A 26,001-nucleotide genomic window follows, 5' to 3' on the forward strand; every position below is an offset into this window, starting at 1 on the left:
CCTTCATCGCAAAATTTGCAATGAAGGGACCTTTCATGTCGTCCGGGACCGGCTAAACCGGCGTGGACTCCTTCACGTCCGGCTCGGCCAGCGGGTCCACGCTCCCGTGCCGCAGCGACAGCAACCCGCCCACCACGAGCGTGATCACCACACCGCACAGCGTGTACCACGGCCACGCCAGCGCCACGGTGTTCCCGGACGCCTTGCTGAAGTCGACGCCGATCAGGCTGCCGTCCGGTTTGTTGAACTTGACACCCAGGATGAGGAAGGCCATCACGATCACCGTCGACACGAACGCCACGATCGCGTCCGCCTGCCTCGCCCGCTTGATCAGCAGGCCCAAGAGGAACGCGCCGAGCAGCGCGCCGTAGGTGTAGCCGGTGATGCCGAGCGCCTGCACCACGATCGGGTCGGCCGAGGTCTTGTTGGAGGAGGCGAAGAAACCCGCGCACAGGATCAGCGCGCCCGCCCAGACGATCGTCCAGATCCGGCCGTGCTTCAGCCGGTCGGCTTCCGGGAGCTCCCGGCCGATCACCCGTTCGTAGACGTCGGTCACCGTGGACGAGGCCAGCGCGCCGAGCGACGAACTCAGTGCGGCGGCGAGGATCCCCGCGATGACGAACCCGGACAGACCGCTCGGCAGGTCGTTCACGATGAAGTTCGCGAACAGTTCGTCCTTGTTGGCCAGCCCCAGTCCTTCCGGCTTCGGCTTCGTCGGGGCGAGACCGTTGTACAGCGCCCACAGCAGCACACCGATGAACAGGAACAGCGCGAACTGCAGGAACACCACGAAACCGCTGGCGACCAAGGCCTTCCGCGCGGCGCGCAGATCGTTGGTGGCCTGGAGGCGCTGCACGATCAGCTGGTCCGAACCGTGCGACGCCATCGAGAGCACCGCGCCACCGATCAACGCGGTGAAGAACGCGTACTGGCCGGTGAGCATGTTCGAGGAGAAGTCGAAGATCTGGAACTTGTTCGCGTCGACGGCCTTGCCGAACCAGCCGTCGGGCAGCCTGCCGGAGATCGCCCAGATCACCACGACCGCGCCGAGGACGTACCAGAGCATCTGGATCGCGTCGACCCAGACGACCGCGCGGACCCCGCCGAAGAAGCTGTAGAGCACCATCGCGATACCGAGTCCCACGACGATGGTCCAGTACGAGACGTTCAGGCCGTAGGCCGCCATCACCACCTTGATCGGGATCGCGGTGGCGAACAGCCGGATGCCGTCGGCCAGCGTGCGGGTGAGCAGGAAGGTCACCGACGCGGTGCCCTGCAGCCCGCTGCCGAAGCGCTTGCCGAGGAAGGCGTAGGCGGTGACCAGATTGCCCGCCACGTATCGCGGCAACAGCACCATCGACACCACGATCCGGCCCGCGATGTACCCGATCGCCAGTGCCAGGTACGTCATCCCGCCGTCGCCGGGGGTGGCGATGTAGGCCACCGTCGGCACGGAGAGCACGGTGAGGGTGGACGTCTCCGCGGAGACCACCGAGAGGCAGGCCACCCACCAGGAGATCTTGCCTTCGCCGACGAAGTAGTCGGAGCCGGATTTCTGTTTGCCGCCGATCCAGACGCCCAGCAAGGGCATGCCGACCAGAAAAAGCCCGATGATCGCGAGGTCAAGTGCGCGCATCCGTATCTCCTATCGCTCGCCGGTCTTCGCCGCTACCCGTAACCGGGTCACGGTTGAGCTGTGCGGCGCGGGAAGCCGCAGGGGACCCGCGCCCGGGGTGATGCTGCCGAGCAGCCGGTCGCCGCGGGCGCCGGTCGCCGACGGGAGATTCCCCGGGACGCCGGACCAGGTCAGCCAGCCGAGGAGAATGGTCAGGTATGCCTCTTTGCCCGCGCGGGGCAGCCCGTGGTCGTCGCTGGTCTTCAGCGCCGTATCCGGCAGGTTCCTGGCGAGCGCGGCCATCAGCGCCGGGTTGTCGGCGCCGCCGCCGGAGACGATCACCGTGGCGATGGAGTGGCGACGGCATTCCGCGGCGATGGTCACGGCGGTCAGTTCGGTCAGTGTCGCGAGGAGGTCTTCCGCGCCGATCGGCGGGAGCCCGTCGAGCGCCTTGTCGAGATACGTGGCGTGGAACAGTTCCTTGCCGGTGGACTTCGGCGGCGCGGCCGCGTAGTAGGGCTCGAGCAGGAGTTTCGCCAGCAGGTCGGGCCGCACCGTTCCGCGCAGGGCGAGCGCACCGTCGATGTCGGCGCGCAGCCCGGTGACGCGGTGCGCGGCGATGTCCATCAACGCGTTGCCCGGGCCGGTGTCGTAGGCGAGGACGGCGCCGGCAGTGCCGTTTTCGGGGACCACCGTGATGTTCGCGATCCCGCCGATGTTCAGCGCCGCGACCGGGCCGGAAGCGGCCATTTCCCGTAACCACAACGCGTCCAGCGTGCTGGCGAGCGGCGCGCCGTGCCCGCCGGCGGCGACGTCCCGGACGCGCAGGTCGGCCACCACCGGCAGTCCGGTGCGTTCGGCGATCCACGCGGGGTTCCCCAGTTGCAGCGTGCCGCGCGCGATGCCGTCTTCGACCCAGTGGAACACCGTCTGGCCCAGCGAGGCGACGACGTCCGCCGCGCCACCGGCCAGCTCCTCGACCCCGCGCACGGCGGCCTCGGCGAAGGCCTGGCCTACCAGGGTGTCGAGTTTCGTGAGCTGCCCGGCGTCGCAGGGATTCGGCGGCAGGGCGGCGAGCAAGGCCTCGCGGAGCTCTTCGGGATAAGGGACTTCCAGTCGGCCGAGCGGGGAGAGCACCACGGTGCCCCCGTCGGCGTGCAGTTCGGCGGCCGCCACGTCGATCCCGTCGATCGACGTGCCGGAGATGAGCCCGATCACCCGGACCCCAGTGCCGGAAGAAACCGTCATTCGGAGTGGTCTAGCCGTCGTTCCGGAGATCGCGCAAGCCGGACCGTTTCTTCTTGTCCGAAATGAGTCCTATCCAGTGGATGCTTGACAAGATCGGCTTCCTTCCCATGGGGCGTCTGAGCGCGATGGGGTGCGGATGCGAGGATGGCGCCGTGTCGAGTACCCCCTGGTTCTGGATCGTTGTCGTTGCCGTCGTGGTCCTGGTCGCCGTTCTGGTGGCCGGGCTGTTCATCGCGCGCCGCCGCCGGATCAGCCTGGACGAGTCCAAGGCTGCCGACGTCGTCGAGAAGCCGAAGGGCGGCGGTTATACCGCGACCGGCGGGATCGCTCTCGCCCCCGGCGGCGAGAAGACCGAGGAACCGGAGCACCCGGTCGAGGATCGTCCGGAGACCGACGGGCAGCCCGCCGTCGGGGACGACGCGGCGGTGCCGAGGGATTCCGCGCAGCGCACGGTGCGCGACGTCGAACTTCCCGAACCGGCCGAGGATGTGGCGCCCGCGCCGGCTCCCGCCCCCGCCGAGGAGATCGCCCCGGCGACCGGCCGCCTCGAGCGGCTGCGCGGCAGGCTGGGCAAGTCCCGTTCGGTATTCGGGCAGAGCCTGCTCGGCCTGCTGGGCGCCGGTGACCTGGACGAGGATTCCTGGCAGGACGTCGAAGACACGCTGCTCATGGCGGACCTGGGTGCCGCGACGACCACTGAGATCGTCGAGCGCCTTCGTGACGAGCTGAAGCGCCGCGCGGTGCGGACCTCCGAGGACGCGCGCGCGGTGCTGCAGGAGGTGCTGACCTCCGCCCTGTCGACCGACGCGGTCCGGGCCGTCCGCGCGCTGCCGCACACCGTCGACGGAGTGAAGCAGCCCGCCGTGGTGCTGGTCGCCGGGGTCAATGGCACCGGCAAGACCACCACCACCGGCAAACTCGCCCGGGTGCTCGTCGCGCAGGGGAGCACCGTGGTGCTCGGCGCGGCCGACACCTTCCGCGCCGCCGCGGCGGACCAGCTCCAGACGTGGGCCGAGCGGGTCGGCGCGGAGGTCGTACGCGGCAAGGAAGGCGCGGACCCGGCGGCGGTCGCCTTCGACGCCGTCAAACGCGGCACCGAGGCGGGCGTGGACGCGGTCCTGGTCGACACGGCAGGCCGTCTGCACACCAAGACCGGCTTGATGGACGAGCTGGGCAAGGTCAAGCGAGTCGTCGAGAAGCAGGCGAAGGTCGACGAGGTGCTGCTGGTGCTCGACGCCACCACCGGGCAGAACGGGCTGATGCAGGCTCGCGTGTTCTCGGAGGTCATCGACGTCACCGGCATCGTCCTGACCAAACTGGACGGCACCGCGAAGGGCGGCATCGTCTTCCAGGTGCAGCGCGAACTCGGGGTGCCGGTCAAGCTGGTCGGCCTCGGTGAAGGACCGGACGATCTGGCGCCGTTCGAGCCGGGCGCGTTCGTCGAGGCTCTGCTCAGCAGCTAGTCCAAATGCTATGAAAGGTCCTTTCCTTGCAAAATTTGCAAGGAAAGGACCTTTCATAGCGCGTGTCAGGCCGTGACTGGGACGTTCTCGCTGGCCGGAACCGGTGCGGTCTTCTTGTCCCGCATCACCAGGAACGCGACCACCGCCGCGGCCAGCACGCCCACCGCGCTCACCAGGAACGTGGTCGACATCGCCGAGGTGAACGACTCGCGGGCCGCGGTGATGAGGCCGCCGTCACCGATCGCGAAGGCGTCACCGATCGAAAGCCGTGCCTGCGCCGGGGCGGACTCGGGCATGTTCGCGGTGAACAGGCCCGACACGACGCTGCCCAGGATCGCGATGCCGAGCGCGGCGCCCAGCTGCTGGATTGTGTCGTTGAGCGCGGAGCCGACACCGGCCTGCTCTTCCGGGACCTCGCCCATCAGCGCCGCGATCGCCGCCGGCATCGCCAGCCCGCCGCCGGCGCCGAGCAGGAACAGCGCGATCGCGGGCAGCAGGAAACCTTCGCTCGCCGACATCGTCGCGAGCAGGCCGAAGCCGCCGGCCATCACGGTCATCCCGACGGTGGCCAGTGCGCGGTTGCCGATCTTCTGGCCCAGTGTGGCGCCGAGGGTGTTGAAGAGCAGCGACGCGACGGCCATCGGGATGAACGCGAGACCCGCCTCGGTCGGGGTGTAGCCGAGCACGAACTGCAGGTACTGGGTCAGAAGCAGCAGCAGCCCGCCGTTGCCGATCTGCACCAGCGTGAGCGACAGGCTGCCGCCGCTGAAGTTGCGCTTGCGGAACAGCTTGAGCGGGACCATCGGCGACGGCGTGTGCCGCTCCCAGAACACGAAGCCGGTCAGGCTCACCACCGCGATCGCCAGCGGGATCAGCGTTCCGGCCTCGGTGATGCCGTGCTTGGGCAGTTCGATGATCGTCCAGACCAGTGCGACCATGCCGGTCGCGGACAGGATCGCGCCCAGCGGGTCCGGCTTCTGCCACGGGCCCTTGGACTCCGGCATCAGGGTCAGCGCGGCGAGCACGGCGATGACGACGATCGGCACGTTGATCAGGAACACCGCGCCCCACCAGAACCACGCGATCAGCACGCCGCCCAGCACCGGGCCGCCGATCAGGCCGATCATCGCGACCGCGCTCCAGGCCGCCATCGCCTTGCGGCGCTCTTCGTCGTCGAAGACGGTGATCAGGATCGACAGCGTGCTCGGCATGATCAGCGCGCCGCCGACGCCCATCACCGCGCGGGAAACGATCAGTTCGAGCGGATTCGCGGCGAACGCGGCGACGAGTGAGGCCACCCCGAACAGGACGAGCCCGATGAGCATCACCTTCCGGCGCCCGAACCGGTCGCCGAGACTTCCCGACGTGAGCAGCAGGCCGGCGAACACCAGGATGTAGGAGTCCAAGATCCACTGGGTGTCCTGGGCACTGGCCCCGAGATCTTCGGCCAGCGGCGGCACGGCGACCGTCAGCACCATGTTGTCGACGACCAGCACGAGCGTGCTCAGGCATAGCACGATCAGGATCCACCAGCGGCGTGGATCGCGGACGGGCTCGTTCATCGGGATACCCCCAGAAGTGTTTGCGTACGTTGTTCGACTGATGCGCACACTGTACGCAGAAAGAAACGTCGTACGCAAGGGGGTACCTCGTGCGCTAAGGTGGGGGCATGTCGATCGAGGAGCAGCCGATCCAGTCGGTTTGGACCCGTCCTCGCCGGAAGCGGGACCAACCCGCGTTGAGCCAGGCGCAGATCGTGGCCGAGGCCGTCCGGCTCCTGGACGTCGAAGGTGTCGACGCGCTGAGCATGCGCAGGCTGGGCACCGCGCTGAACGCGGGCGCGACGTCGCTCTACCGGCACGTGGCGAACCGAGACGAGCTGATCGAACTCGTCGTCGACGAGGTCTACGGCGAGATCACCGTGCCGGACGGCGACGGCTCGGCAGGGTGGCGCGAAGCGGCCGTAGTGGGAGCGGAAAGCGTTCGCGCGATGATCCTGCGGCACCCGTGGGTCGCTTCACTGCTCGGCTCGGTCGGCCTGTCGTACCTGGGGCCGAACGTCATGCGGCTCAACGAGCGGCTGCTGGGCGTCTTCGCGGGCGCGGGCTTCCCCGGTGACGAGGCCGATCAGGCGATCAGCGCGGTCATCTCCTACGTCATCGGCATGGGGACGACCGAGGCGGCCTGGCTCACGACGGTCGCCAAGAGCGGCCGGAGCGAAAGCGACTGGGCGGAGCGCCTGCGGCCCGCCGTCGAGGAGGCGGTGCGAGGACATCCGCATCAGCGGGAAGCGCTCACCAGGGCCGCCGCCGGAACCGATCCGGTCCGGCTCCGTGACGAGAAGTTCCGCTATGGGCTGGACAGGATGCTCGACGGCTTGGAGGCCAGGCTCAAACGGTGACCCCGTCCTGCGAAAGGGTCGAACCGAGCGAGTTCGCGATCCGCTGGACGACGGGCGCGATCCGCTCGACGGCTTCCATCGTGAGCCGTCCCGAAGGCCCGGACACCGAGACGGCCGCCGGCACCGGCGCGCCCGGCACCGCGACGGCGACACAACGGACGCCCAGTTCCTGCTCCGCTTCGTCGAGCGCGTAACCCTGCTGGGCGATTTTCGCCAGCTCGCGCAGGAGCGCGTCCTGGTCGGTGAAGGTGTGCTCGGTGTAGGAGGGCATGCCCGTCCTGGCGAGCAGCGCCGTGACGTCGTCGGACGGCAGATGCGCCAGCATCGCCTTACCCACGCCGGTGCCGTGCGGCAGGAGACGCCGCCCGACCTCGGTGAACATCCGCATCGAGTGCTTCGAGGGCACCTGGGCGACGTATACGACCTCGTCGCGCTCCAGGACGGCGAGGTTCGCGGTCTCGCCGACCTCGTCGACCAGTTCCGCGAGCAGCGGCCGCGCCCACGAGCCGAACTGCATGCTGGCGTTCTCGCCCAGCCGGATGAGGCGGGCGCCCAGCGCGTACCGGCGGTTGGTGTTCTGCCGGACGTAACCCAGGTCCACCAGTGTCCTGATCAGCCGGTGGATGGTCGGCATCGGCAACCCGGACAGGGTCGCCAGCTCCGAAAGACTGGCCTCCCCGCCGGTGTCCGCGAGATGCTCGAGGAGCTCAAAGGCCCGCTGAAGGGACTGGACGCCGCCGTCGCGCCCGTTCTTCTCCGCTGCCACCGTGGTACTCCTTACGTCGGCGTTGATGTTCCGCTATGCAGAAACTATAGTCCGTCATGTAAAACCGTAGGGACGTTATCTTTCCGAACTCGGGGTGTTACTCATGTCTGAAGCTCAGGTGCTCGGCGATCCGGTCGAGCGCGGGGACGAAATCCTCACGCCGGAGGCCCTCGTCTTCCTCGCCGGCCTGCACGAGGCCTTCGCCGCCCGCCGCGACGAGCTGCTGCAGGCCAGGAGCAAGCGCCGCGAGGAGGCCAGGACCACCGGCAAACTCGACTTCCTGCCCGAGACCAAGGAGATCCGCGAGGGCGACTGGAAGGTCGCCGAGGCCCCGCCCGCGCTGCGCGACCGCCGCGTCGAGATCACCGGCCCTACCGACCGCAAGATGACCATCAACGCGCTGAACTCCGGCGCCAAGGTCTGGCTCGCCGACCTCGAGGACGCCAACACGCCGCACTGGGCGAACGTCGTCTCGGGCCAGGTCAACCTGTACGACGCGGTCCGCGAGACCATCACGCTGGAAAGCGGCGGCAAGAGCTACGCCCTGCGTGACGACGTCGAGCACGCGACCATCGTCGTCCGCCCGCGCGGCTGGCACCTCGACGAGCGTGGCCTGTCCTTCGGCGGGCGCCAGGCCGTCGGCGCGCTGGTCGACTTCGGCCTGCACTTCTTCCACAACGCGCAGGAACTGCTCAACCGCGGCAAGGGACCGTACTTCTACCTGCCGAAAATGGAGAGCCACCTCGAAGCCCGGCTCTGGAACGACGTCTTCACCCACGCGGAGAAGGCGCTCGGCATCGAGCACGGCACCGTCCGCGCGACCGTGCTGATCGAGACCATCCCGGCCGCGTTCGAGATGGAGGAGATCCTCTACGAACTGCGCGAGCACGCCTCCGGCCTCAACGCCGGCCGCTGGGACTACCTGTTCAGCGTCATCAAGTACTTCCGCGACGCGGGCGAGAAGTTCGTCCTGCCGGACCGCAACTCGGTCACCATGACCGCGCCGTTCATGCGCGCGTACACCGAGCTGCTGGTGCGCACCTGCCACAAGCGCGGCGCGTTCGCGATCGGCGGTATGGCCGCGTTCATCCCGAACCGCAAGGACCCGGAGGTCACCGCCGCGGCGCTCGACAAGGTCCGTGCCGACAAGAGCCGTGAGGCCGGCGACGGCTTCGACGGCTCCTGGGTCGCGCACCCCGGCATGGTGGACATCTGCCGCGAAGAGTTCGACAAGGTCCTCGGCGACAAGCCGAACCAGCTCGACCGCACCCGCGACGAGGTGTCCGTCACCGCCGACCAGCTGCTCGACGCGGCTTCGACGCCGGGCAGTGCCACCGCGGCCGGGCTGCGTGCCGCCGTCGACGTCGGCATCCGCTACATCGCCTCCTGGCTGGGCGGCAACGGCGCGGCGGCCATCCACAACCTGATGGAGGACGCCGCCACCGCGGAGATCTCGCGTTCGCAGGTGTGGCAGTGGGTGCGCAACGGCACGCAGCTCGACACCGGCGACAAGGTCACCGAGGAGCTGGTGCGCGGCGTGCTGGCCGAGGTCCGCGGCGAACTCGCCGCCGAGATCAAGCCGGAGCTGCTGGAGCCCGCCGTCGAACTGTTCGAGCAGGTCGCGCTCGCCGACGAGTTCCCGGACTTCCTGACCCTGCCCGCCTACGAACGGATCAAGTAGACAGATGGGGAACGGGCGGCTCACCGAGGACGTTTACACCGCCGCTGACGCGCGTCTGGCAGAAGCCGACGCGCGCGTCGTGGCCAAGTACCCCGGCGAGCCGCCCGGCCGCCAGCCCGTGCACACCGTGTACGTGCCCGCGTCGCGGTACAAGACGCGGCTCGTGGCGGACTGGGGCAAGCAGGCGCTGCGGGTCTTCGGTGAGCACGCCGATCAGCTGGGCCTGGACGCGGACATCGCCGACCGGGTCCGGACCAAACTGCTGACCGAGCCGATCGAGGATCTGCGGATCGACTTCGAGGACGGCCTCGGCAGGCCGCGCGATGACGAAGAGGACGCCATCGCGCTCGCCGCCGGGCGGACCCTCGCCGTCACGGGCGGCACACCGTTCGTCGGCATCCGGTTCAAGAGCTTCGAGCAGGCGACCCGCCGTCGCGGCATCCGCACGCTCGATCTCTTCCTGGCCGGGTTGCTGGAAAGCGGTCCGCTGCCGGATGGTTTCGTCGTCACGCTGCCGAAGGTGACCGCCGTCGAGCAGGTCGAAGTGGCGGCGGACGTCTTGGAGCGCCTCGAATCCGCGTACGGGCTGCCCGAGGGCGCGCTGCGGTTCGAAGTCCAGATCGAGACCGCCCAGTCCATTGTGGACATGGACGGGACGGTGGCGGTCCCGCGGATCATCGAAGCCGCGCGCGGCCGGTGTTCGGGTCTGCACTACGGAACCTACGACTACAGCGCCGGGCTCGGGATCGGCGCCGAGTACCAGAGCATGGAACATCCGGCCGCCGATTTCGCCAAGCAGCTCATGCAGGTTTCGGCCGCGGGCACCGGCGTCCGGCTTTCCGACGGCTCGACGAACAAGCTGCCCGTCGGCGACGCGATCCTCCCGGCCTGGCGCGAACATCTGCGGCTGGTGCGGCGATCCCTCGAACGCGGCTTCTACCAGGGCTGGGATCTGCACCCGCATCAGCTGCCGACCCGGTTCGCCGCGACGTACGCGTTCTTCCGCGAGGGTTTCCCGGCGGCGCTGGGCCGGTTGCGGGACTACGCGGACCAGACCGGGCGCGGGGTGCTGGACGAACCGGCGACCGCTCAGGCGTTGGCGAGTTTCCTGGTGCGAGGCTTGGATTGCGGAGCCGTCGACGTGGGGGAGCTTTCGTTCTCCCGGGCGGAGTTGGACCGCTACGCGCGACGGACGGTGTGAGGAGCGGCTGAGCGAGCGCCTTTCGTGGCAGGCGTTCGCTCAGCCGCTCCTCGCCCGGGCGGCGTCAGACGGATGGACCGCGGCCGGGCGTCTCCTTCGGGTGCGCGGACTTCGCGACGAGCACCAGCATGGCGAGCTGGGCTGCGATCGTTCCCGCCGTCGCCCACACCGGAAAGGCGGCCGGAACCACCTGCAACGTGAGCGCCGGGCCGAGTACGGCTCCGAGCACCAACAACGTGTTCAGGATCGTCGCGAGGAGCCGACGGGTTTCGGTGGCGGGCACCGTCGCTTCGGCCTTCAGCTCGGTCGTTTCGATCCTGATCCTGGCGAGCGGGGTCGGTGTCTCGTCCCAGCCCGGTACTGCTTCCACGGGCGCGGCCTCTCCCGGGCCCTCGATTTCGGCAGCCATGCGCATGCCCTTTCCGGCCCAGTCAGGCGAGCCGGGATTGGCGCGTCAAGCTGGGGACCACTTTCACCCGGAGGCGACTCCCCAGCTGCCTCCGTTTCCCCTCACATCTGCGGCTCGCGAGCTTCCTCCCAGCTCGCGCGCCGCGTTTCTCCTGTCAGGCCGACGAAGTGAGTGGTCGCACTTGCCGTCCGTCGCATGGGACGGATGTCGGTCTGGCCCGGCCCCGGGGGGCCGACACCCACTGTAGGACCGCCCTGAGGTGAGTCGCAACCCATCTCGCACATTTTTAGTGTGGAAAATGTGGTTAAAGCGCACCTTCTGTGTCAGCATGGGCCAGGCGGCCCTTACGGTCGCAGGGGAAGGGAGCAGGTATGCCATCGGTCGAGGAGACCGCGACCGGCCGCCCCGCGGTGGTCGATCGCGTCAATGTCGCGCTGATCGCCGAGGCGGTCGACGCGCTGGGCAAACTGCAAGAGCGCACCGGGTTGAAGAAGGTCGACCTGGTCAACCGCGCGCTGCTGGTCTACGAGTTCGTCGACGCGGAACTCCGCGCGGGCAAGCAGGTCGTGCTGCGAGACCCGGACGGCCAGGACCAGCTGGTCAAGATCTTTCTCTGAATCAGCCGTGATAGGTCGCGAGTACCTCGTCGAGTGAGCCGCGCGCCCGGATCCGTCCTTCGTCCATCCAAAGGGCGGTGGTGCACAGTTCGCGCAGTAGTTCGTCGGAGTGGGAGGCGAACACCAGTACTCCGGAGCGGCGGGCGAGGTCGACCAGGCGTTCGCGGGCCTTGATGAGGAACGCGGCGTCGATCGCGCCGAGCCCCTCGTCGAGGATGAGGATCTCCGGGTCGATGGTGGTGACCACGCCGAGCGCGAGCCGCACCCGCATGCCCGCGGAGTAGGTGCGCAAGGGCAGGTGAAGGTAGTCGCCCAGTTCGGTGAACTCCGCGATGTCGTCGACCCGTTTCGTCAGCTGCTTGCGGCTCATGCCGAGGAACAGGCCTCGGATCAGGATGTTCTCGTGGCCGGAGACCTCGGGATCCAGCCCCACGCCGAGGTCGAACACCGGCGCGATCCGGCCGACCACCCGTGCGCTGCCTCTGGTCGGCTCGTAGATGCCGGACAGTAACCGCAGGAGCGTGGACTTCCCGGCGCCGTTGTGCCCGACCAGGCCAGAAGAGGACCGCGTACTGGGCCTCCTTCGATGAGCATCGTCACCGTCTCGACGGGCCTGGGTATCTGGTCCGGTGGAGCCAGAAATCACCTTGAGCGATTCGTTGTTCCCGGATTCCTGGCGAGCCAGTGGAGTGTCGCGGCCGGCTTGTCAGACTTCTTCGCGATTCCGCGCCACTGCTTGAGTTTCGGGAAACGCCGCCTGCCCGGGAGTCGGACGAACGCCACCGTGCGGCCACGCTCAGCACAGGTCAGGTGGGTCTTGGATGTCAGATCACCACGGGACCGGCCGAACCTTCGGCGAGGGACTGCATCCTTTGCGCGCCGCGTTCCCTGTGCCTATCGCTTGAAGTTTGTTGCAGTTCCCGAATCACTCCGGCAGGTCCCGCCATGTCGTCGCCTCAACCGCTGCTCGCCGATCGACCTACGGCCCTTCGTTGACGGGAGCAACGGCCCGATTTCCGGGATCGCATCCCGCGACATCACCGGGACTCGCCCACGATTCGCCGAAACACATTGAGCCACAAGGCCTAGCTCGGTCCTGTGGTTCCAGTGGGCATGCCGAGGGGCCCGTCGCCGGTGTGGCTGGCGGGCTCCTCGGGGCTCAGCGGTGATGCAGGGTGTTACGCCGAGGCTTTCGGAGCGGATCTCGGTATTGGGGTGGGATGAACTCCGGTAACCCATCAGTGGCCATCCGGACTTCCCAGTCACCGTGGTGAATCAGCCGGTGATGGAACCCGCACAGCAGCACGAGATTTCGGAGGTCGGTGGGGCCACCGTTTGCCCAGTGCACGATGTGGTGGGCGTGGCAGTTCTTCGGTTTCCGATGACATCCGGGGAAGGCGCAGCCGCTGTCGCGGATGTTCAACGCACGTCGCTGCCCTGGGGTGACGAACCGCCGCAGCCGCCCCACATCCAGGGGTTCGCCCGTGGCGCTCATTACGACCGGCAGCATGAGGCAGTCGCAGGCCGCGAGGCGGGCTTCGCGGGAGGTCATCGTCCCCACGAAATCCAGGCACGCGGTCCCGAGACCCGACTTCAACTCGTCAAGGCCGATGGTGACATTCACCAACGTCCGGTAGCCGCTGGTGCCGGGCTGATCGGGACATGCGATCGCCAGGTCGAGGATGTCGGCCCAGGCGTCTCCCAGGCGTTCGCATTTCATCCGCAGATCCGCCTGCCCGAACTCGTCCACCGGCCGCGGCTGGGCATACGCCTCCAACGCGGCCGCGGTGCGGGCACCGGTCTCGTCATCGAGCAGACCAGTCAGCTTCCAGAACCCGTCCTTCCGGCGCTCCAGGGTGATTTCCCGGCGCGGCTCCTTGGGTTCGGGATCCTTCGGCTCGTTGCCGTCCGGGTCCAGCAACGCCAGCAGATTCGCTTCAGCGTCCGCCAACTGGCGGGGACCGGCGTCGCGGGCGAGGGTGGCGAGAATCTTCTCCGCACTCGCCCGATCCTCCGCGGAGGTGTCGGCAGGGAGCCTCTTCAAGAACTCCAGGATCTGATCGATCCGCTCGTCCCCGACCAAGCCTTCGGCGGCGACAGCGGCAGTAGCCGGTGCCACGGCAGGAACCTCGGTGCCGTCCAACGCACGCGTGGGATTCAGCGCGATGGCCCGGTTCACCACCGAACGGGCTTCACCGACCGACAACCCCGCGATATCGGCGAACCAGTTGGCCGTACGGCCATACCCGTACAAGTCCTTGACGCCCCGAGACTCGATCTCCGCCAAATACCGCCCCAATCCGGCGGTAGCCATCCGAATCATCCGCAGAGACTGCTGCACGCCATGGGCAAGCTCCAGCTTGCCAGCGCGCCACAGTTCCTGCGGCAACTCGGGAAGAAAGGTCTCGGGCACCCCTCAAGAATACCGCAAACAATCGAACACGTGTTCGTAATTTTAAGTCACCGTGAACGAGTGCATTTACCACTGAAGGGTGATCCGATCGTTGTGGTCTGAACACGCTGAGGCAAGTAAACCGGAGGCTCAATTCCCGGGCCTCCCAGCGTCAACGCGCCTGCGGTGCCCGTCAGGTTGATTACGTAAGGGTGCAAGGCACCCGAACCCACCGCAATTAGTCGCCTAATTGCGAAGGTTCAAGCAATCGTCTTCGCATAACGTCGGCAAGGCACCGAAACCATCCCCTCCGGACCGGTGACCCGATTGTCGAACTCGCCATCGTCAACCCACCCGCACCGCTCGTAAAACCGCCGCGCCCGCGCGTTCCCCGGCGCAACGGCGAGCCAAGCGCGTGCATGCCCGCCTGCGCTCACCAGCCGTTCGGCCTCCGAGAGCAGCACGCCGGCCACGCCGCTTCCGCGATGATCCGAAGAAACGTAGACCTGTTCGACCTCATCGCCGACGACCATCACGAAACCCGCCACCTCGCCGTCCAGTACGGCGACTGTCGTGTCGCCGACGCGCTCCGCGGCTCGCTCCCAGAACGACTCGCGGGTGCGGATACGGACGAGCGAGTCGGGCACGTTGCCGAGATGGCCGTCCTGCCAGCCGTGGTACCAGATTTTCGCGATGGCATCTGCGTCCGCGGACGTCGCCGCCCGGACCACTGTGGAGGTAGGCATGACGCCAGCTTAAGTGGCGAGAGCCGACTTCGTGGTGCGCCCGGAATCGGGCGGTATCGGCTTATGGGAATCACCCGTGGCCTCGACCCCTTGGACCCCGATGCGGCGGCGGGTCCACTGCTCTTCCTCGAAGTGGACCTCGGCCCGGTGCCTACGCTGGAGGACTATCAGCGGAACGTTACCGCGCTGCTGATCCTGGCGGGCCACGCCAGTTTGCTCCCGCCCGTCGAGTCGCGATGGCTCGATTCCTCGGCGCGGGTTCTGCCGAGGTCTCCTGGAATCGTTCGGACCACCATGGCCAGTCCTTGGGTGAGCGTGTTGTCGGGGCTCGCCGAGCGTTCGGCGCCGGTCGCCTATGGCGCGGCAGCCCTGTACGGGTTGCACCGGCTGCTGGAGATGGTGATGACCTGGCAGCGTCATCGGCTGGAGATCGAGGAGGGAGAGGTGCGCCTGGAGCTGCTTCGGGGGCAACTGCGGGACACTGGCGTTCAGTTGCGCCAGGAGTTCGATCCGCGACCGGTGGCGCCCGGCGAAGACCGGGGCGAGCCGGGTCGGCAGGACGAACTGGCGGAGCGGGCGGCGAACCCGCCCGCCGAGGTCGTGCGGGCGGCCGACCAGATCGGCACGATCATCGGCGCGGAAATGATCGATCCGGGCGATCCTCGCGCCGGATAGAACGCAGTTCAGGAAACCAGCGCGCCGATCCGCCGCTCCACCTCGTCCGCGCTCGCGTTTCCGGAGACCAGCGTGACGACCCGTTCCCCGTCGTCCGCGGGAAAGGCGGCGAGCAGGGTCGGGTATCCGGTGACACCCAATTCCCGTGCTCGCCGGAAGTCGTCCGCGGCGGAAACCCGGTCCAGCGCGGCCTCGACGGCGTCCCCGTCCAGGCCTGCCCGCTGCGCGACCACACGATAGGTCGAGACCTCGGACAGGCTCAGCCCGTCGAGGTAGAAAGCCTCCTGCAGCAGTGCCGCGAGCCGTACCGCGCGGTCCGGCCCGACCTCGCGCAACGCCGCCATCCCGCAGGCGGCGGCTTCGGAGTCCATGACGAACTCCCCGTCCGAGATGAGCCGTTCGTAGCTCTCCCCGAACGGCGCGCCGGTCCGGCGGGTGATCTCGGCGTTGGCTCCCTGGACGTAGCCGAACTGCCGGATCGGGACCCGGCGCCCGCCGAGGAACAGGCCGCCGGACACCACTTCGACCGGCAGGTCCGGATGCCGGTGCGCGACGTCGGCCATGGTGCGGGCGAACCCGTACGACCAGCCACAGTACGCGTCGAAGACATAGATGAGCTTCATGACGGACCCAACGATGTCTGACTGGTCAGATATTCCTACCGGAGTTTGGGGAGTGCGTCACGTGCCGAGTGGGTCAGTGTCCGGAGGTCCTGCGCGAACCGGTCACGGTGGTCGGCGGGCAGCGGGTCGAGGAAGAGCCGCTGGATGTTCTCGACGTGCACCCGCGCGGCCCGCACGGTCGTCTCCTCGCCTTGTGCGGTCAGCCGTACGAGTTGCACGCGACGGTCCTGGGGGTCGGACGAGCGGACGACGAGGCCGAGCGTGGTCATCCGGTCGACCAGCCTGGTCGCGCCGCCGGTGGTCAGCACCTGCTCCTGCGCGATCGCGCGCATGCTCATCCCGGCTTCACCCGACCTGCCGACGATGAGCAGGACCTCGAACATCAGGTGCGATATCCCGCATTCGGCCTCCAGCGCGCGGCCGAGCAGGTATTCGAGCCGGTTCGCGGCGCCCATCATCCGGCCGAAAGCGACCACGCGCGGGTCGTAGGCGGCTTCTTTCGCCGTGGTGATGCCCATTTCAGCTCCCTGCCGACAAGGCCAAATAGACGTCGAGCTGTTCGGTGAACTCGGTCAGATCGGTGCCGAGCAGTTCGCTCGCGCGCCCGATCCGGTAGCGCAAGGTGTTGACGTGGACGTGCAGCGCCCGTGCGGCCCGCGTCGGCGAGCCGGAACATTCGAGGTAGACGCGCAGGGTGTGCACCAGATCGGTGCCCTGTTCGGCGTCGTAGCTCAGCAGCGGGCCCAGCACCCGCCGTCGCAACGCGGCTCGCAGGTCGTCGGGTGCGCCCGCCAGCAGTAGCCGGTGCATGCCGATCTCGCCGCCGGGGACGACCTCGATCGTGCCGGGCCGTTCCTCCGCCACGGCCAGCGCGTAGCGCGCGACCTCTTTGGCGCCCCGCAGCACGGAGACCGGGGAGCGATCGCTGACGCCGATCAGCACCCGGCGGCACGGCAGCAAGGATTCCATACCGGTCAGTGTGTCGGTCACCGTGGCGGGCCAGTCCTCCGGCCATTCGCGGTCGTCCTCGGCCAGCGCCCAGGTGGTTTCGCCGGCGGGGCCGACGAGTGCGCCCGGCGGCATGAGTTCGGTCAAGATGCCGCGCGCCGCTTCGGAGCCCTCGGTGCGCGCGACGACGACCCGGAGATCGCCGCGCAGCCCGGTCGCGGTCAGCGCCGCGTGCGGATCGCTTCCCTCGTCGAGCGCGGCGAGCAACGGTTCGAGCACCCTGTCGGTGACGGCGCGGACCTCGTCCGCCCGCGTGCGCGCGAGTCCGATCAGACCGGCGAGTTCTTCGGCGATCTCCGCCTGCGCGGCGGTCAGCCTGCCGCCGATCACGAGCAGCCACGGCAGCGCGTGCCTGCCGCCGACCGGCCGGACCGAGACGTCGTCGGCTTCCAGGGAACGCCCGCCCGCGGCGACGAACCGGCGCACGAGATCCGACGGCGTGCCGACGGGCACCACCGAGCAGGGCAGGCCGATCTCGCCGCGCGCTCGCTCCAGGAGGGCCTCGACCGACGAGTCTTCCGTGGCCGCTGAAAGCAAACGTTTGCGAGCGCCTTCCGCGGCCGCGGCCAGCGCCAGGACGACGCGTTCGGTGACGACCGAGAACGACAGGTCCGCCGGCACCTCGAGCAACGGGATCCCATGGCGCGTACAGGCTTCGACGAGGTCTTCGGGAATCCCGTCGGAGTCGGCTCCGGACGCCGCCAGAGCCGCCGCCCCGGCCTTCGCGAGCGCCGCGACGAACGCCTCCGAATCACCCGGCCCGCGCCACCACAGCAACCCGCTCAGGACGAGTTCGCCCGCAGACACGTACCGCCCGGGATCGGACAGTTCCGTGACGTAGATCCGGGACACCGGACGGTCGAGCAAAGCCGCCCCGGCACGTACGCGCAAGCGCAGCCCGGGCAGCGCGAGCAGAGTTTTCACGGTCGTCATCAGGTTTGTAGGAAAGCACAAAACGACCCGGTCGTGCAGGGGAGATTTCATGCTTCGGCACCGTTGCCGCCATACGGGCACAGGGCGTCTACTGAGTCAGCCGTCACACATCACCGCCGAACCGAGGAGCCCGAGAGTGGATTTCCTGCGCCCCAGCTCGCTGACCGAGGCGCTCGCCGTCAAGGCCGAGCGGCCCGACGCGGTGCCCATCGCGGGCGGCACGGACGTCATGGTGGAGCTCAACTTCGACCACCGCCGCCCCGGTGCGCTGCTCGATCTCAACCGGGTCACCGAACTCGCCGAATGGACCGAGACCGACGGCAGGATCCGGCTCGGCGCCTCGGTGCCCTACGTCCGGGTGATCGCTGAGCTGGGTGAAGTTCTGCCCGCGCTGGCCATCGCCTCGCGCACCGTCGGGTCGCCGCAGATCCGCAACCGGGGCACCGTCGGCGGCAACCTCGGCGCAGCCTCACCCGCCGGGGACACGCATCCCGTCCTGCTCGTGCTCGGCGCCGAGGTGGAAGCCGCGTCCGTCCGCGGCACCCGGTTGATCCCGGCCGAGGAGTTCTACCTCGGCGTCAAACGCAACGCCCTCGAACCCGACGAGCTGATCACCGCGGTGCACCTGCCGGCCGAGGTCGGCCCGCAGCAGTTCGCCAAGATTGGGACGCGCAACGCGATGGTCATCGCGGTCTGCTCGTTCGCGCTGGCGCTGCACCTGGACACTCGCGAGATCCGCGCGGCCGTCGGTTCGGCGGCGCCGACCCCGCGCCGCGCGACCGCCGCCGAAGAGTTCCTCGGCGACGAGCTTCCCTGGTCCACCAAGGCTTCGATCACGGATTCCGTCAAACGCCGGTTCGGCGAGCTGGTGTCGGAGGCGGCGTCGCCGATCGACGACGTCCGCGGCAGCGCCGACTACCGCAGGCACGCGCTGTCCGTCCTGGCGCGGCGAACGCTGACCTGGGCGTGGAACGACTTCCAGAAGGGTGAACGCGAGTGCGCGTGAACGTGACGATCAACGGCGAGTCCCGCCAGGCCGACGACGTCTGGGAGGGTGAAAGCCTGCTTTACGTCCTCCGCGAGCGGCTCGGCCTCCCGGGCTCCAAAAACGCCTGTGAACAGGGCGAATGCGGCTCCTGCACGGTGTACCTCGACGACGTCCCGGTGTGTTCGTGCCTGGTCGCGGCCGGCCAGGTCGAAGGCCGCGAGGTCCGCACGGTCGAAGGACTCGCCGAGGGCGACAAGCTGGATCGCGTCCAGCGGTCCTTTGTGGACGCAGGTGCCGTCCAATGTGGCTTCTGCACCCCCGGCCTCGTGGTCGCGGCGCACGACCTGCTCAACCGCGTCGAAAACCCCGCCGACGAGGAGATTCGGGAGGCTTTGGCGGGGAACCTCTGCCGATGTACCGGATACGAGAAGATCCTCGACGCCGTCCGGCTGGCCGCGACCAGGGGAGAGACCACGTGAAGACCGTCATCGAGAACGCCGCGATCGCCACCGTCGACGGGGCGGGCACCGAACACGCTTCGGGCCACGTCGTCATCGAGAACGACCGCGTCGCGGCGGTCGGCGCGGGGAAGGCGCCCGACGGCGAGTACGACGACCGCGTCGACGGCTCCGGCTGCCTGGTCACGCCCGGTCTGATCAACACCCACCACCACCTCTACCAGTGGGCCACGCGCGGCCTCGCCGCCGACCACACGCTTTTCGAATGGCTGGTCGCGCTGTACCCGATCTGGGGCAGGCTCGACGCCGAGATCACGCACGCGGCGGCCACGGCCGGGCTCACCCGGCTAGCGACCACCGGCTGCACCACGGTCGCCGACCACCACTACGTCTTCCCGCGTGACGGCGGCGACCAGGTCGAAGCCCTGGCCGCCGCCCGGATCCGCGTCGGTGTGCGGCTGCACGTCGTACGCGGCTCGATGGACCGGGGCGAGTCGCAGGGCGGGCTGCCGCCGGACAACCTCGTCGAGGAGACCGAGGCCGCGCTGCTGGGCACCGAGGCCGCGATCGACCGGTTCCACGACGCGTCCGCCGGCGCGCATCTGCAGATCGCGGCCGGTCCGTGCTCGCCGTTCTCGGTGAGCGAGCGGTTGATGACCGGCGCGGCGGAATTGGCGCGCCGCAAGGGGATCCGGCTCCACACGCACCTCGCCGAGACGATCGACGAGGAGAAGCAGTGCCTCGCCGAAGTCGGCTGCACCCCGGCCGAGTACGCCGACAAACTCGGCTGGCTCGCCGACGACGTCTGGCTCGCGCACTCGATCCATCTCGCCCCGGAGGCGATCCGGCGGATGGGTGCCACGGGTACCGGCGCGGCGCACTGCCCGACGTCGAACGGGCGCATCGGCGCAGGGATCGCTCCGGTCCGGCAGCTGCTCGACGCCGGGGTGCCGGTCGGGCTCGGCGCCGACGGCGCCGCGTCCAACGAATCCGGTGGCCTCGGCGAGGAACTGCACCAGTCGTTGCTCCAGGCCCGACAGCGCGGCGGACCCCGTGCGCTGACCACACGCGAGGCGCTGTGGATGGGCACGATGGGCGGCGCGCGCTGCCTCGGCCGTCAGAAGGACCTGGGTTCGATCGAGGTGGGCAAGCTCGCCGACCTCGCGGTCTGGAACCTGAACGGCCTGAACTACGCCGGGATCACCGACCCGGTCGCCGCCTTGGTGCTCGGCACGACCCCGCCGGTCGAGCGGCTGTACGTCGGCGGCGCGACCGTCGTCGACGGTGGAACGCTGCGCGAGGAATCCGAAGACGAGATCGCCCGTGAGCTGGCCGTGGCCAGTGCGCGGCTGAGGGAGACGGTATGACCACCACTGAAGTCTCCAAGCAGACCACCGGGAACGGGGTGGGGACGAGCCCGCAGCGGCCCGACGGCACGGTCAAGGTCCGCGGCGAATTCGCCTACTCCTCGGATCTGTGGCACGAGGACATGCTGTGGGGCGCGACGTTGCGCAGCCCGCATCCCTACGCGCGGATCACCGGTATCGACATCACCGAAGCCCTTGCGGTGCAAGGGGTGTACGCGGTGCTGACCCACGAAGACGTGCCGGGGGTGAACAAGTACGGTCTGGAGCACGCGGATCAGCCGGTGCTCGCCGTCGACGTCGTGCGCTACCAGGGCGAGCCCGTCGCGCTCGTCGCCGCGGACCACCCCGAGACCGCGCGCCGCGCGATGAAGCGGATCAAGGTCTCCTACGAGGTCCTCGAACCGGTGACGGATTCCGAGAAGGCCGCCGCCGGCGAGGGAGCCGAGCTGCACCCCGGCGGGAACGTCGTGCGGTACGCGAAGATCCGGCACGGCGACCAGTCGGTGAAGGCCGACGTCGTGGTGTCCGGGGTCTATGAGGTCGGCATGCAGGACCAGGCCTTCCTCGGGCCGGAGTCGGGTATGGCGATCCCGGACACCGAAGGCGGTGTCGACCTTTACGTGGCCACGCAGTGGCTTCACGTCGACCAGCAGCAGATCGTGGCCGCGCTGGGGCTGCCCAAGGAGAAGGTGCGGCTGACGCTGGGTGGCGTCGGCGGCGCGTTCGGCGGCCGCGAGGACCTCTCGATCCAGGTCCACGCGTGTTTGCTGGCGCTGTACACCGGCAAGCCGGTCAAGATGGTCTACAACCGCGAGGAATCCTTCTACGGTCACGTGCACCGCCACCCGGCGAAGATGTACTACGAGCACGGGGCCGACAAGGACGGCCGGCTCGTTTATGTGAAGGCGAAGCTGTACCTGGACGGCGGCGCGTACGCCTCGTCCACCGGCGCGGTGGTCGCGAACGCCGCCACCCTGGGCGTCGGACCGTACAATGTGGACAGTGCTTCGGTCGACTGCTGGGGCGTGTACACCAACAACCCGCCTTGTGGCGCGATGCGCGGCTTCGGCGCGGTGCAGGCGGGCTTCGCCTACGAGTCCCAAATGGACAAGCTCGCCGAAGCCTGCGGCCTCGACCCGGTCGACATCCGGATCCGCAACGCGATGGCCGAAGGCAGCGTCATGCCGACCGGTCAGATCGTCGACTCGGCCGCCCCGGTCGCCGAGCTGCTGGAACGCCTGCGCGCCAAGCCGTTGCCGGTCACGCACGAGGAACTCGACCTGCGCCGCATGCCCGGCGGCGTCTCCAACACCACGCATGGTGAGGGCGTCGTCCGCGGTGTCGGGTACGCGGTCGGCATCAAGAACATCTGCTTCTCCGAGGGTTTCGACGACTACTCGACGGCCCGCGTGCGGCTGCAACTCGTCGGCGGCGAACCCGCGGCGACCGTGCACACCGCCGCCTGCGAGGTCGGCCAGGGGCTGGTCACGATCATGCAGCAGATCGTGCGGACCGAACTCGGCATCGAGCAGGTGACGATCCTGCCGATGGACACCAATATCGGCAACGGCGGTTCGACGTCGGCCTCCCGGCAGAGTTACGTCACCGGCGGCGCCGTGCAGGCCGCGTGCGTCGCGGTGCGTTCCGGGCTGCACAAGCACCTGGCGGGCAAACTCGCCGCGGACGGGAAGCTGAACGTCGTCGCGAACAAGGTCGTTTCGGCCGACGGCAGTGTGCTCGCGGACCTCGCCGACGTCCTCGGCGACGAGGTCTTCGACGAGACCGTCGAATGGCGGCACCGTCCGACGGTGCCCATCGATCCCGAGACGGGGCAAGGGAACGCGCACGTCCAGTACGGTTTCGCGGCACACCGCGCGGTCGTGGACGTCGACACCGAACTCGGTCTGATCAAGGTCGTCGCGCTCGACTGCGCGCAGGACGTCGGCAAGGCGCTGAACCCGCAGGCGGTGCTCGGGCAGATCCAGGGCGGTTCCGCGCAGGGGCTCGGGCTCGCGGTGATGGAGGAGATCCAGACCGACGGCGGGAAGATTCGCAACCCGTCGTTCACCGACTACCTGATCCCGACGGTACTGGACATGCCGCCGATGGACATCGACGTCCTGGAACGGCCCGATCCCAACGCCCCGTATGGTCTGCGAGGGGTCGGGGAGCCGCCGACGATCTCGTCCACCCCGGCGATCGTCGCGGCCATCCGCGCGGCCACCGGGCTCGCGCTGTCCCGCGTCCCGGTGCGTCCCGAACACCTCACCGGCACCTGAGAATCCGTACTTTTTCGAGCTAGGAGCACATCCGTGGGTACCCGTCTGTCCATTTCGGAGTCCGACGAGCAGAAATGGCTCGCCGAAGCCGTCCAGCTGGCCACCGCGAACGTCGAAAACGGCGGCGGCCCGTTCGGCGCGATGATCGTCCGCGACGGTTCGGTGCTGGCCACCGGGACCAACCAGGTGACCCCGACGCTGGACCCGACGGCGCACGCCGAGGTGGTCGCGATCCGCGCGGCCTGCCAGGCGATCGGCGACTACAAACTCGACGGCTGCGTCCTCGTGACCTCCTGCGAGCCTTGCCCGCTCTGCCTTTCCGCGGCGCTCTGGGCGCGTGTCGGCAAGGTCGTCTACGCCGCGGACCGCCACGACGCGGCCGAGGCGGGCTTCGACGACCGCGAGTTCTACGACCTCTTTTCCCGCCCGCGCGAGACCTGGTCACTACCCGTCGGCCAACTGTCCCTTCCGGACTCTTTCGCGCCTTTCCAGGCCTGGCTGTCGAAACCCGACAAGAAGGCTTACTGATCTCTTCCCGCCCCACAACGTTGTGGAGTAGGCATGACCCAATTAGGTACCGAGCGTCCTCACCTGCCCTCGCCCGAGCCGGGGCGGCTGTCCGGGCTCGACCGCTGGTTCAAGATCTCCCACCGCGGCAGCACGATCGGCCGCGAGGTGCGCGGCGGGATCACCACGTTCGTCGCGATGTGTTACATCGTGCTGCTCAACCCGCTCATCCTCGGGGCGTCGGCCGACATCACCGGAGCCCGGCTGAGCACCGAGGCGATCACCACCGCGACCGCGCTGGCGGCGGGGGTCACCACGATCCTGATGGGACTGGTCGGCAACGCGCCGCTGGCGCTCGCGGCCGGTCTCGGCGTCAACGGTGTCGTCGCCTTCCAGATGGCTCCGGCCATGACGTGGGCGCAGGCCTTCGGGCTCGTCGTCCTCGAAGGTTTCTGCATCGTGTTGATGGCCGTTTCCGGCATCCGCGAGCGGATCATCAACGCGATCCCGATGGCGCTCAAGGTCGCGATCACCGTCGGCATCGGGCTCTACATCGCGCTGGTCGGCCTGGTCAGCGCCGGATTCGTGACCAGGACACCGGACTCCGCCCAGTCGACGGTGCCGGTGCGGATGGGGATCGCCGGTCATCTCGAAGGCTGGCCGATCGCGATCTTCTGCCTCGGGCTGTTGCTGATGATCGTGCTCGTGAGCCGCGGGGTGCCGGGTGCGGTGCTGATCAGCATCGCGGTCGCGACCGGGCTCGCGGTGCTGGTCAACAGTGTGTTCCACGTCGAGGGCTGGGGGCTGGTGGAACCCAAGGTGCCCGACCAGGTCGTGGCGCATCCCGATTTCAGCCTGCTGGGCGACATCGATCTCTTCGGCGGATTCGGGTCGGCGGGCGCGGTGACGGCGGCGGTCTTCCTGTTCACACTGGTGCTGTCCGGGTTCTTCGACGCGATGGGCACGATCACGTCCGTCTCGGAGGAGGCGGGGCTGGTCAAGAACGGCAAGGTCGAGGGGATGGGCCGCATCCTGCTGGTCGACGGCGCGGGCGCGCTGGCGGGCGGCGTCACCGGATCGGCGCCGAACACCGTGTTCCTCGAATCGGCCGCCGGCGTCGGTGAGGGCGCGCGGACGGGGCTGGCGAGCATCGTCACCGGCGGGTTGTTCACCGCGACGCTGTTCCTGACGCCGATCGCGGCCATCGTCCCGGCGCAGGCCGCGGCGCCCGCGCTGGTGGTCATCGGCGGGATGATGATGGCGCAGTGCCGCCGGATCCCTTGGCAGGACCTGGATTTCGCGATCCCGGTATTCCTGACCATCGCGCTGATCCCGTTCACCTACTCGATCACCAACGGGATCGGCGCCGGGCTGGTCGCCTACGTGCTGATCAAGATCTGCAAGGGCAAGATCCGCGAGATCGGCTGGATCCTCGGGATCCTGGCCGCGGTGTTCGGGGTGTACTTCGGGATCGAAGGGATCATGTCGTGGTTCTGATGTTCCTCAACGGCGGCGGGATGCGCGGCGGACCGCTGCACGAACAGTTGCAGGGCACGCCGTTGTGCTGCGTGGCCCGCTCCGCGCCCAAGTATCACTACTTCTCCGTGGGCGACCGGTTCCCGGCGATGCGCGAGGGCGGTTCCGCGTCCGTCGTGGGCGAGGTCTACGACCTGCCGCTCACGGTGCTGCGAGACCATCTCGTTCCCGCCGAACCGCCGGAACTGGAGCTGGGCGTCATCGAACTCGAGGACGGCGCGGCCTGCCTCGCCACCGTCCTGCGTTCGTCCTATGTGGACACCCCGGAGCTGACGGACATCTCCTCGATAGGCGACTGGCGGGCGTACCTCGCGTCCCGCTAGCGGTCCGTGAAGGCCTCCTTCCCTACCCTGAGAGTAGGGAAGGAGGCCTTCACGGAATGTCAGAGCACGAAGACGAGGTCGCTCGCCGCCGCGTGGAACATCTCGGGCGCGCCCGCGTAGAAGGCCCGCCAGGCGCCGGGCTTGCGGTGTTCGGCCGAAGCCGCGAAGGCCCAGGTGGTGCCGTTCCAGGTCGCGGTGACCGTCGCCGCCGTGGTCCAGCGGTAGGTGCTGAACGAGAAGTACTGGAGCTCGACCGGGATCGGGTTCGCGGTGTACCGGCCGGGGAACTCGATCGTCCCGGTGGCGGTCACGGCCTTGGCCGCGTTCCGGCCCGCCGCGAACGACGTGATCTCCGCCGGGTGGAGCACGACGATCTTCGCGGTGTCGGCGCCCGAGTTCGCGATCGACGGGTCGGCCGAGAAGAAGTCGGCGCGGTAGTGGCCGGTGCGGATCGGGGTCAGTGTCGCGCTGTACGCGCCGGCGGCGTCGGTGACCGGCTTGGCCTGGGCCTCACCGCAGAAGCCGTTGAAGCAGAACGAGATACCCACCTCGGCGCCCGCGATCGGCGTGGCGTCGGCCTTGGCGAGCTTCCCGGAGATCGTGACGCTCTGCCCGGCGTCGATCCGGGTGCTGCTGGTGGTCGTGGTGAGGGTGGACGGCTGGACCTCGGCGGCGGTCGCTGGTACCGGGCCCGCGGTGAGCAGCGCGGCCGCGGCGATGGTGCCGATCACGAGCTTCCTGATGATCATGGGCTCCCCAAACGGA

At 68.7% G+C, this 26,001-nt stretch carries 24 protein-coding genes and 1 pseudogene; 13 read left to right on the forward strand and 12 right to left on the reverse strand.

Annotation, left to right across the window (positions count from 1 at the left end; translation table 11 throughout):
- Positions 1 to 52: 52 nt before the first annotated feature.
- Both AC069I_RS11885 and AC069I_RS11890 read right to left on the reverse strand, forming a co-directional pair.
- Positions 53 to 1,636 (reverse strand): sodium:solute symporter, encoded by a 1,584-nt coding sequence (locus AC069I_RS11885; protein ID WP_478225636.1) that lies wholly within the window; start codon positions 1,634 to 1,636, stop codon positions 53 to 55.
- 9 nt (positions 1,637 to 1,645) lie between these two features.
- Positions 1,646 to 2,863 carry an anhydro-N-acetylmuramic acid kinase gene (locus AC069I_RS11890; RefSeq protein WP_478225635.1) on the reverse strand — a complete coding sequence of 406 codons (1,218 nt, stop codon included), beginning with the start codon at positions 2,861 to 2,863 and terminating at the stop codon, positions 1,646 to 1,648.
- A gap of 152 nt (positions 2,864 to 3,015) precedes the next feature.
- Between AC069I_RS11890 and ftsY the strand changes: the two genes are divergently transcribed.
- A complete protein-coding gene (gene ftsY / locus AC069I_RS11895) occupies positions 3,016 to 4,326 on the forward strand; it encodes a signal recognition particle-docking protein FtsY (protein ID WP_478225634.1) in 1,311 nt (436 codons plus the stop codon).
- Between the two features lie 65 nt (positions 4,327 to 4,391).
- Here ftsY and AC069I_RS11900 read toward each other — a convergent pair whose 3' ends face one another.
- Entirely contained in the window at positions 4,392 to 5,888 is a 1,497-nt protein-coding gene (locus AC069I_RS11900; RefSeq protein ID WP_478265405.1) for an MFS transporter, read from the reverse strand.
- A gap of 107 nt (positions 5,889 to 5,995) precedes the next feature.
- Between AC069I_RS11900 and AC069I_RS11905 the strand changes: the two genes are divergently transcribed.
- Positions 5,996 to 6,727 carry a TetR/AcrR family transcriptional regulator gene (locus tag AC069I_RS11905; RefSeq protein ID WP_478225632.1) on the forward strand — a complete coding sequence of 244 codons (732 nt, stop codon included), beginning with the start codon at positions 5,996 to 5,998 and terminating at the stop codon, positions 6,725 to 6,727.
- Here AC069I_RS11905 and AC069I_RS11910 read toward each other — a convergent pair.
- Positions 6,717 to 7,493: an IclR family transcriptional regulator gene (locus AC069I_RS11910; protein ID WP_125673234.1), complete on the reverse strand. Its 777-nt coding sequence runs from the start codon at positions 7,491 to 7,493 to the stop codon at positions 6,717 to 6,719. The two genes, AC069I_RS11905 and AC069I_RS11910, sit on opposite strands and share 11 nt — an antisense overlap.
- 103 nt (positions 7,494 to 7,596) lie before the next feature.
- Here AC069I_RS11910 and aceB point away from each other — a divergent pair, with 103 nt between their 5' ends.
- Complete coding sequence (gene aceB / locus AC069I_RS11915) at positions 7,597 to 9,174, forward strand: malate synthase A (protein WP_478225631.1); 1,578 nt, start codon at positions 7,597 to 7,599, stop codon at positions 9,172 to 9,174.
- Positions 9,175 to 9,178: 4 nt separating this feature from the next.
- The gene (locus AC069I_RS11920; protein WP_478225630.1) at positions 9,179 to 10,375 is read left to right on the forward strand and encodes a DUF6986 family protein; all 1,197 of its coding nucleotides are present in this window, start codon (positions 9,179 to 9,181) and stop codon (positions 10,373 to 10,375) included.
- Positions 10,376 to 10,439: 64 nt separating this feature from the next.
- On the opposite strand, the gene AC069I_RS11925 is transcribed toward AC069I_RS11920, so the two are convergent.
- Positions 10,440 to 10,784 (reverse strand): hypothetical protein, encoded by a 345-nt coding sequence (locus AC069I_RS11925; RefSeq protein ID WP_478225629.1) that lies wholly within the window; start codon positions 10,782 to 10,784, stop codon positions 10,440 to 10,442.
- A 371-nt stretch (positions 10,785 to 11,155) separates the two neighbouring features.
- Between AC069I_RS11925 and AC069I_RS11930 the strand changes: the two genes are divergently transcribed.
- Positions 11,156 to 11,401 (forward strand): hypothetical protein, encoded by a 246-nt coding sequence (locus tag AC069I_RS11930; protein WP_340687303.1) that lies wholly within the window; start codon positions 11,156 to 11,158, stop codon positions 11,399 to 11,401.
- 1 nt (position 11,402) lies between these two features.
- On the opposite strand, the pseudogene AC069I_RS11935 reads toward AC069I_RS11930, so the two are convergent.
- From AC069I_RS11935 to AC069I_RS11945, 3 genes and pseudogenes are all read right to left on the reverse strand, one after another.
- Positions 11,403 to 11,957, reverse strand: a pseudogene (locus AC069I_RS11935) (ABC transporter ATP-binding protein); the annotation flags it as partial.
- Positions 11,958 to 12,560: 603 nt separating this feature from the next.
- Entirely contained in the window at positions 12,561 to 13,814 is a 1,254-nt protein-coding gene (locus AC069I_RS11940) for an HNH endonuclease signature motif containing protein (RefSeq protein WP_478265406.1), read from the reverse strand.
- 239 nt (positions 13,815 to 14,053) lie between these two features.
- Entirely contained in the window at positions 14,054 to 14,539 is a 486-nt protein-coding gene (locus tag AC069I_RS11945) for an N-acetyltransferase family protein (RefSeq protein WP_478265407.1), read from the reverse strand.
- A 63-nt stretch (positions 14,540 to 14,602) separates the two neighbouring features.
- Between AC069I_RS11945 and AC069I_RS11950 the strand changes: the two genes are divergently transcribed.
- Positions 14,603 to 15,214, forward strand: a complete 612-nt coding sequence (locus AC069I_RS11950) for a hypothetical protein (protein ID WP_478225624.1) — start codon at positions 14,603 to 14,605, stop codon at positions 15,212 to 15,214.
- Between the two features lie 8 nt (positions 15,215 to 15,222).
- On the opposite strand, the gene AC069I_RS11955 is transcribed toward AC069I_RS11950, so the two are convergent.
- Genes AC069I_RS11955 through AC069I_RS11965 form a run of 3 tightly spaced genes read right to left on the reverse strand, consistent with a single transcriptional unit; the run spans position 15,223 to position 17,778 of the window.
- Positions 15,223 to 15,837 (reverse strand): DsbA family protein, encoded by a 615-nt coding sequence (locus tag AC069I_RS11955; protein WP_478225623.1) that lies wholly within the window; start codon positions 15,835 to 15,837, stop codon positions 15,223 to 15,225.
- A 35-nt stretch (positions 15,838 to 15,872) separates the two neighbouring features.
- The gene (locus tag AC069I_RS11960) at positions 15,873 to 16,355 is read right to left on the reverse strand and encodes a MarR family winged helix-turn-helix transcriptional regulator (RefSeq protein ID WP_478225622.1); all 483 of its coding nucleotides are present in this window, start codon (positions 16,353 to 16,355) and stop codon (positions 15,873 to 15,875) included.
- Position 16,356: 1 nt separating this feature from the next.
- Complete coding sequence (locus tag AC069I_RS11965) at positions 16,357 to 17,778, reverse strand: PucR family transcriptional regulator (protein ID WP_478225621.1); 1,422 nt, start codon at positions 17,776 to 17,778, stop codon at positions 16,357 to 16,359.
- 136 nt (positions 17,779 to 17,914) lie between these two features.
- Between AC069I_RS11965 and AC069I_RS11970 the strand changes: the two genes are divergently transcribed.
- The 7 genes from AC069I_RS11970 to AC069I_RS12000 are packed head-to-tail and all read left to right on the forward strand — an operon-like array spanning position 17,915 to position 25,236.
- Positions 17,915 to 18,784 carry an FAD binding domain-containing protein gene (locus AC069I_RS11970; RefSeq protein WP_478265408.1) on the forward strand — a complete coding sequence of 290 codons (870 nt, stop codon included), beginning with the start codon at positions 17,915 to 17,917 and terminating at the stop codon, positions 18,782 to 18,784.
- The gene (locus AC069I_RS11975; RefSeq protein WP_478225619.1) at positions 18,775 to 19,245 is read left to right on the forward strand and encodes a (2Fe-2S)-binding protein; all 471 of its coding nucleotides are present in this window, start codon (positions 18,775 to 18,777) and stop codon (positions 19,243 to 19,245) included. The genes AC069I_RS11970 and AC069I_RS11975 overlap by 10 nt, the downstream gene beginning before the upstream one ends.
- The gene (locus tag AC069I_RS11980; RefSeq protein ID WP_478265409.1) at positions 19,242 to 20,591 is read left to right on the forward strand and encodes an 8-oxoguanine deaminase; all 1,350 of its coding nucleotides are present in this window, start codon (positions 19,242 to 19,244) and stop codon (positions 20,589 to 20,591) included. The genes AC069I_RS11975 and AC069I_RS11980 overlap by 4 nt, the downstream gene beginning before the upstream one ends.
- Positions 20,588 to 22,870: a xanthine dehydrogenase subunit D gene (gene pucD, locus AC069I_RS11985; protein WP_478265410.1), complete on the forward strand. Its 2,283-nt coding sequence runs from the start codon at positions 20,588 to 20,590 to the stop codon at positions 22,868 to 22,870. The genes AC069I_RS11980 and pucD overlap by 4 nt, the downstream gene beginning before the upstream one ends.
- A 33-nt stretch (positions 22,871 to 22,903) precedes the next feature.
- A complete protein-coding gene (locus AC069I_RS11990; protein ID WP_016336263.1) occupies positions 22,904 to 23,398 on the forward strand; it encodes a nucleoside deaminase in 495 nt (164 codons plus the stop codon).
- A gap of 33 nt (positions 23,399 to 23,431) precedes the next feature.
- Positions 23,432 to 24,874 carry an NCS2 family permease gene (locus AC069I_RS11995; RefSeq protein ID WP_478225615.1) on the forward strand — a complete coding sequence of 481 codons (1,443 nt, stop codon included), beginning with the start codon at positions 23,432 to 23,434 and terminating at the stop codon, positions 24,872 to 24,874.
- Positions 24,865 to 25,236, forward strand: a complete 372-nt coding sequence (locus AC069I_RS12000) for an allophanate hydrolase-related protein (RefSeq protein WP_478225614.1) — start codon at positions 24,865 to 24,867, stop codon at positions 25,234 to 25,236. Before AC069I_RS11995 ends, AC069I_RS12000 begins: the two co-directional genes overlap by 10 nt.
- Positions 25,237 to 25,295: 59 nt before the next feature.
- Here the strand turns inward: AC069I_RS12000 and AC069I_RS12005 are convergent, their stop codons facing one another.
- Complete coding sequence (locus AC069I_RS12005; RefSeq protein ID WP_478265411.1) at positions 25,296 to 25,985, reverse strand: hypothetical protein; 690 nt, start codon at positions 25,983 to 25,985, stop codon at positions 25,296 to 25,298.
- Between the last annotated feature and the right edge of the window lie 16 nt (positions 25,986 to 26,001).

This window comes from Amycolatopsis sp. NPDC043885, from assembly GCF_056435685.1.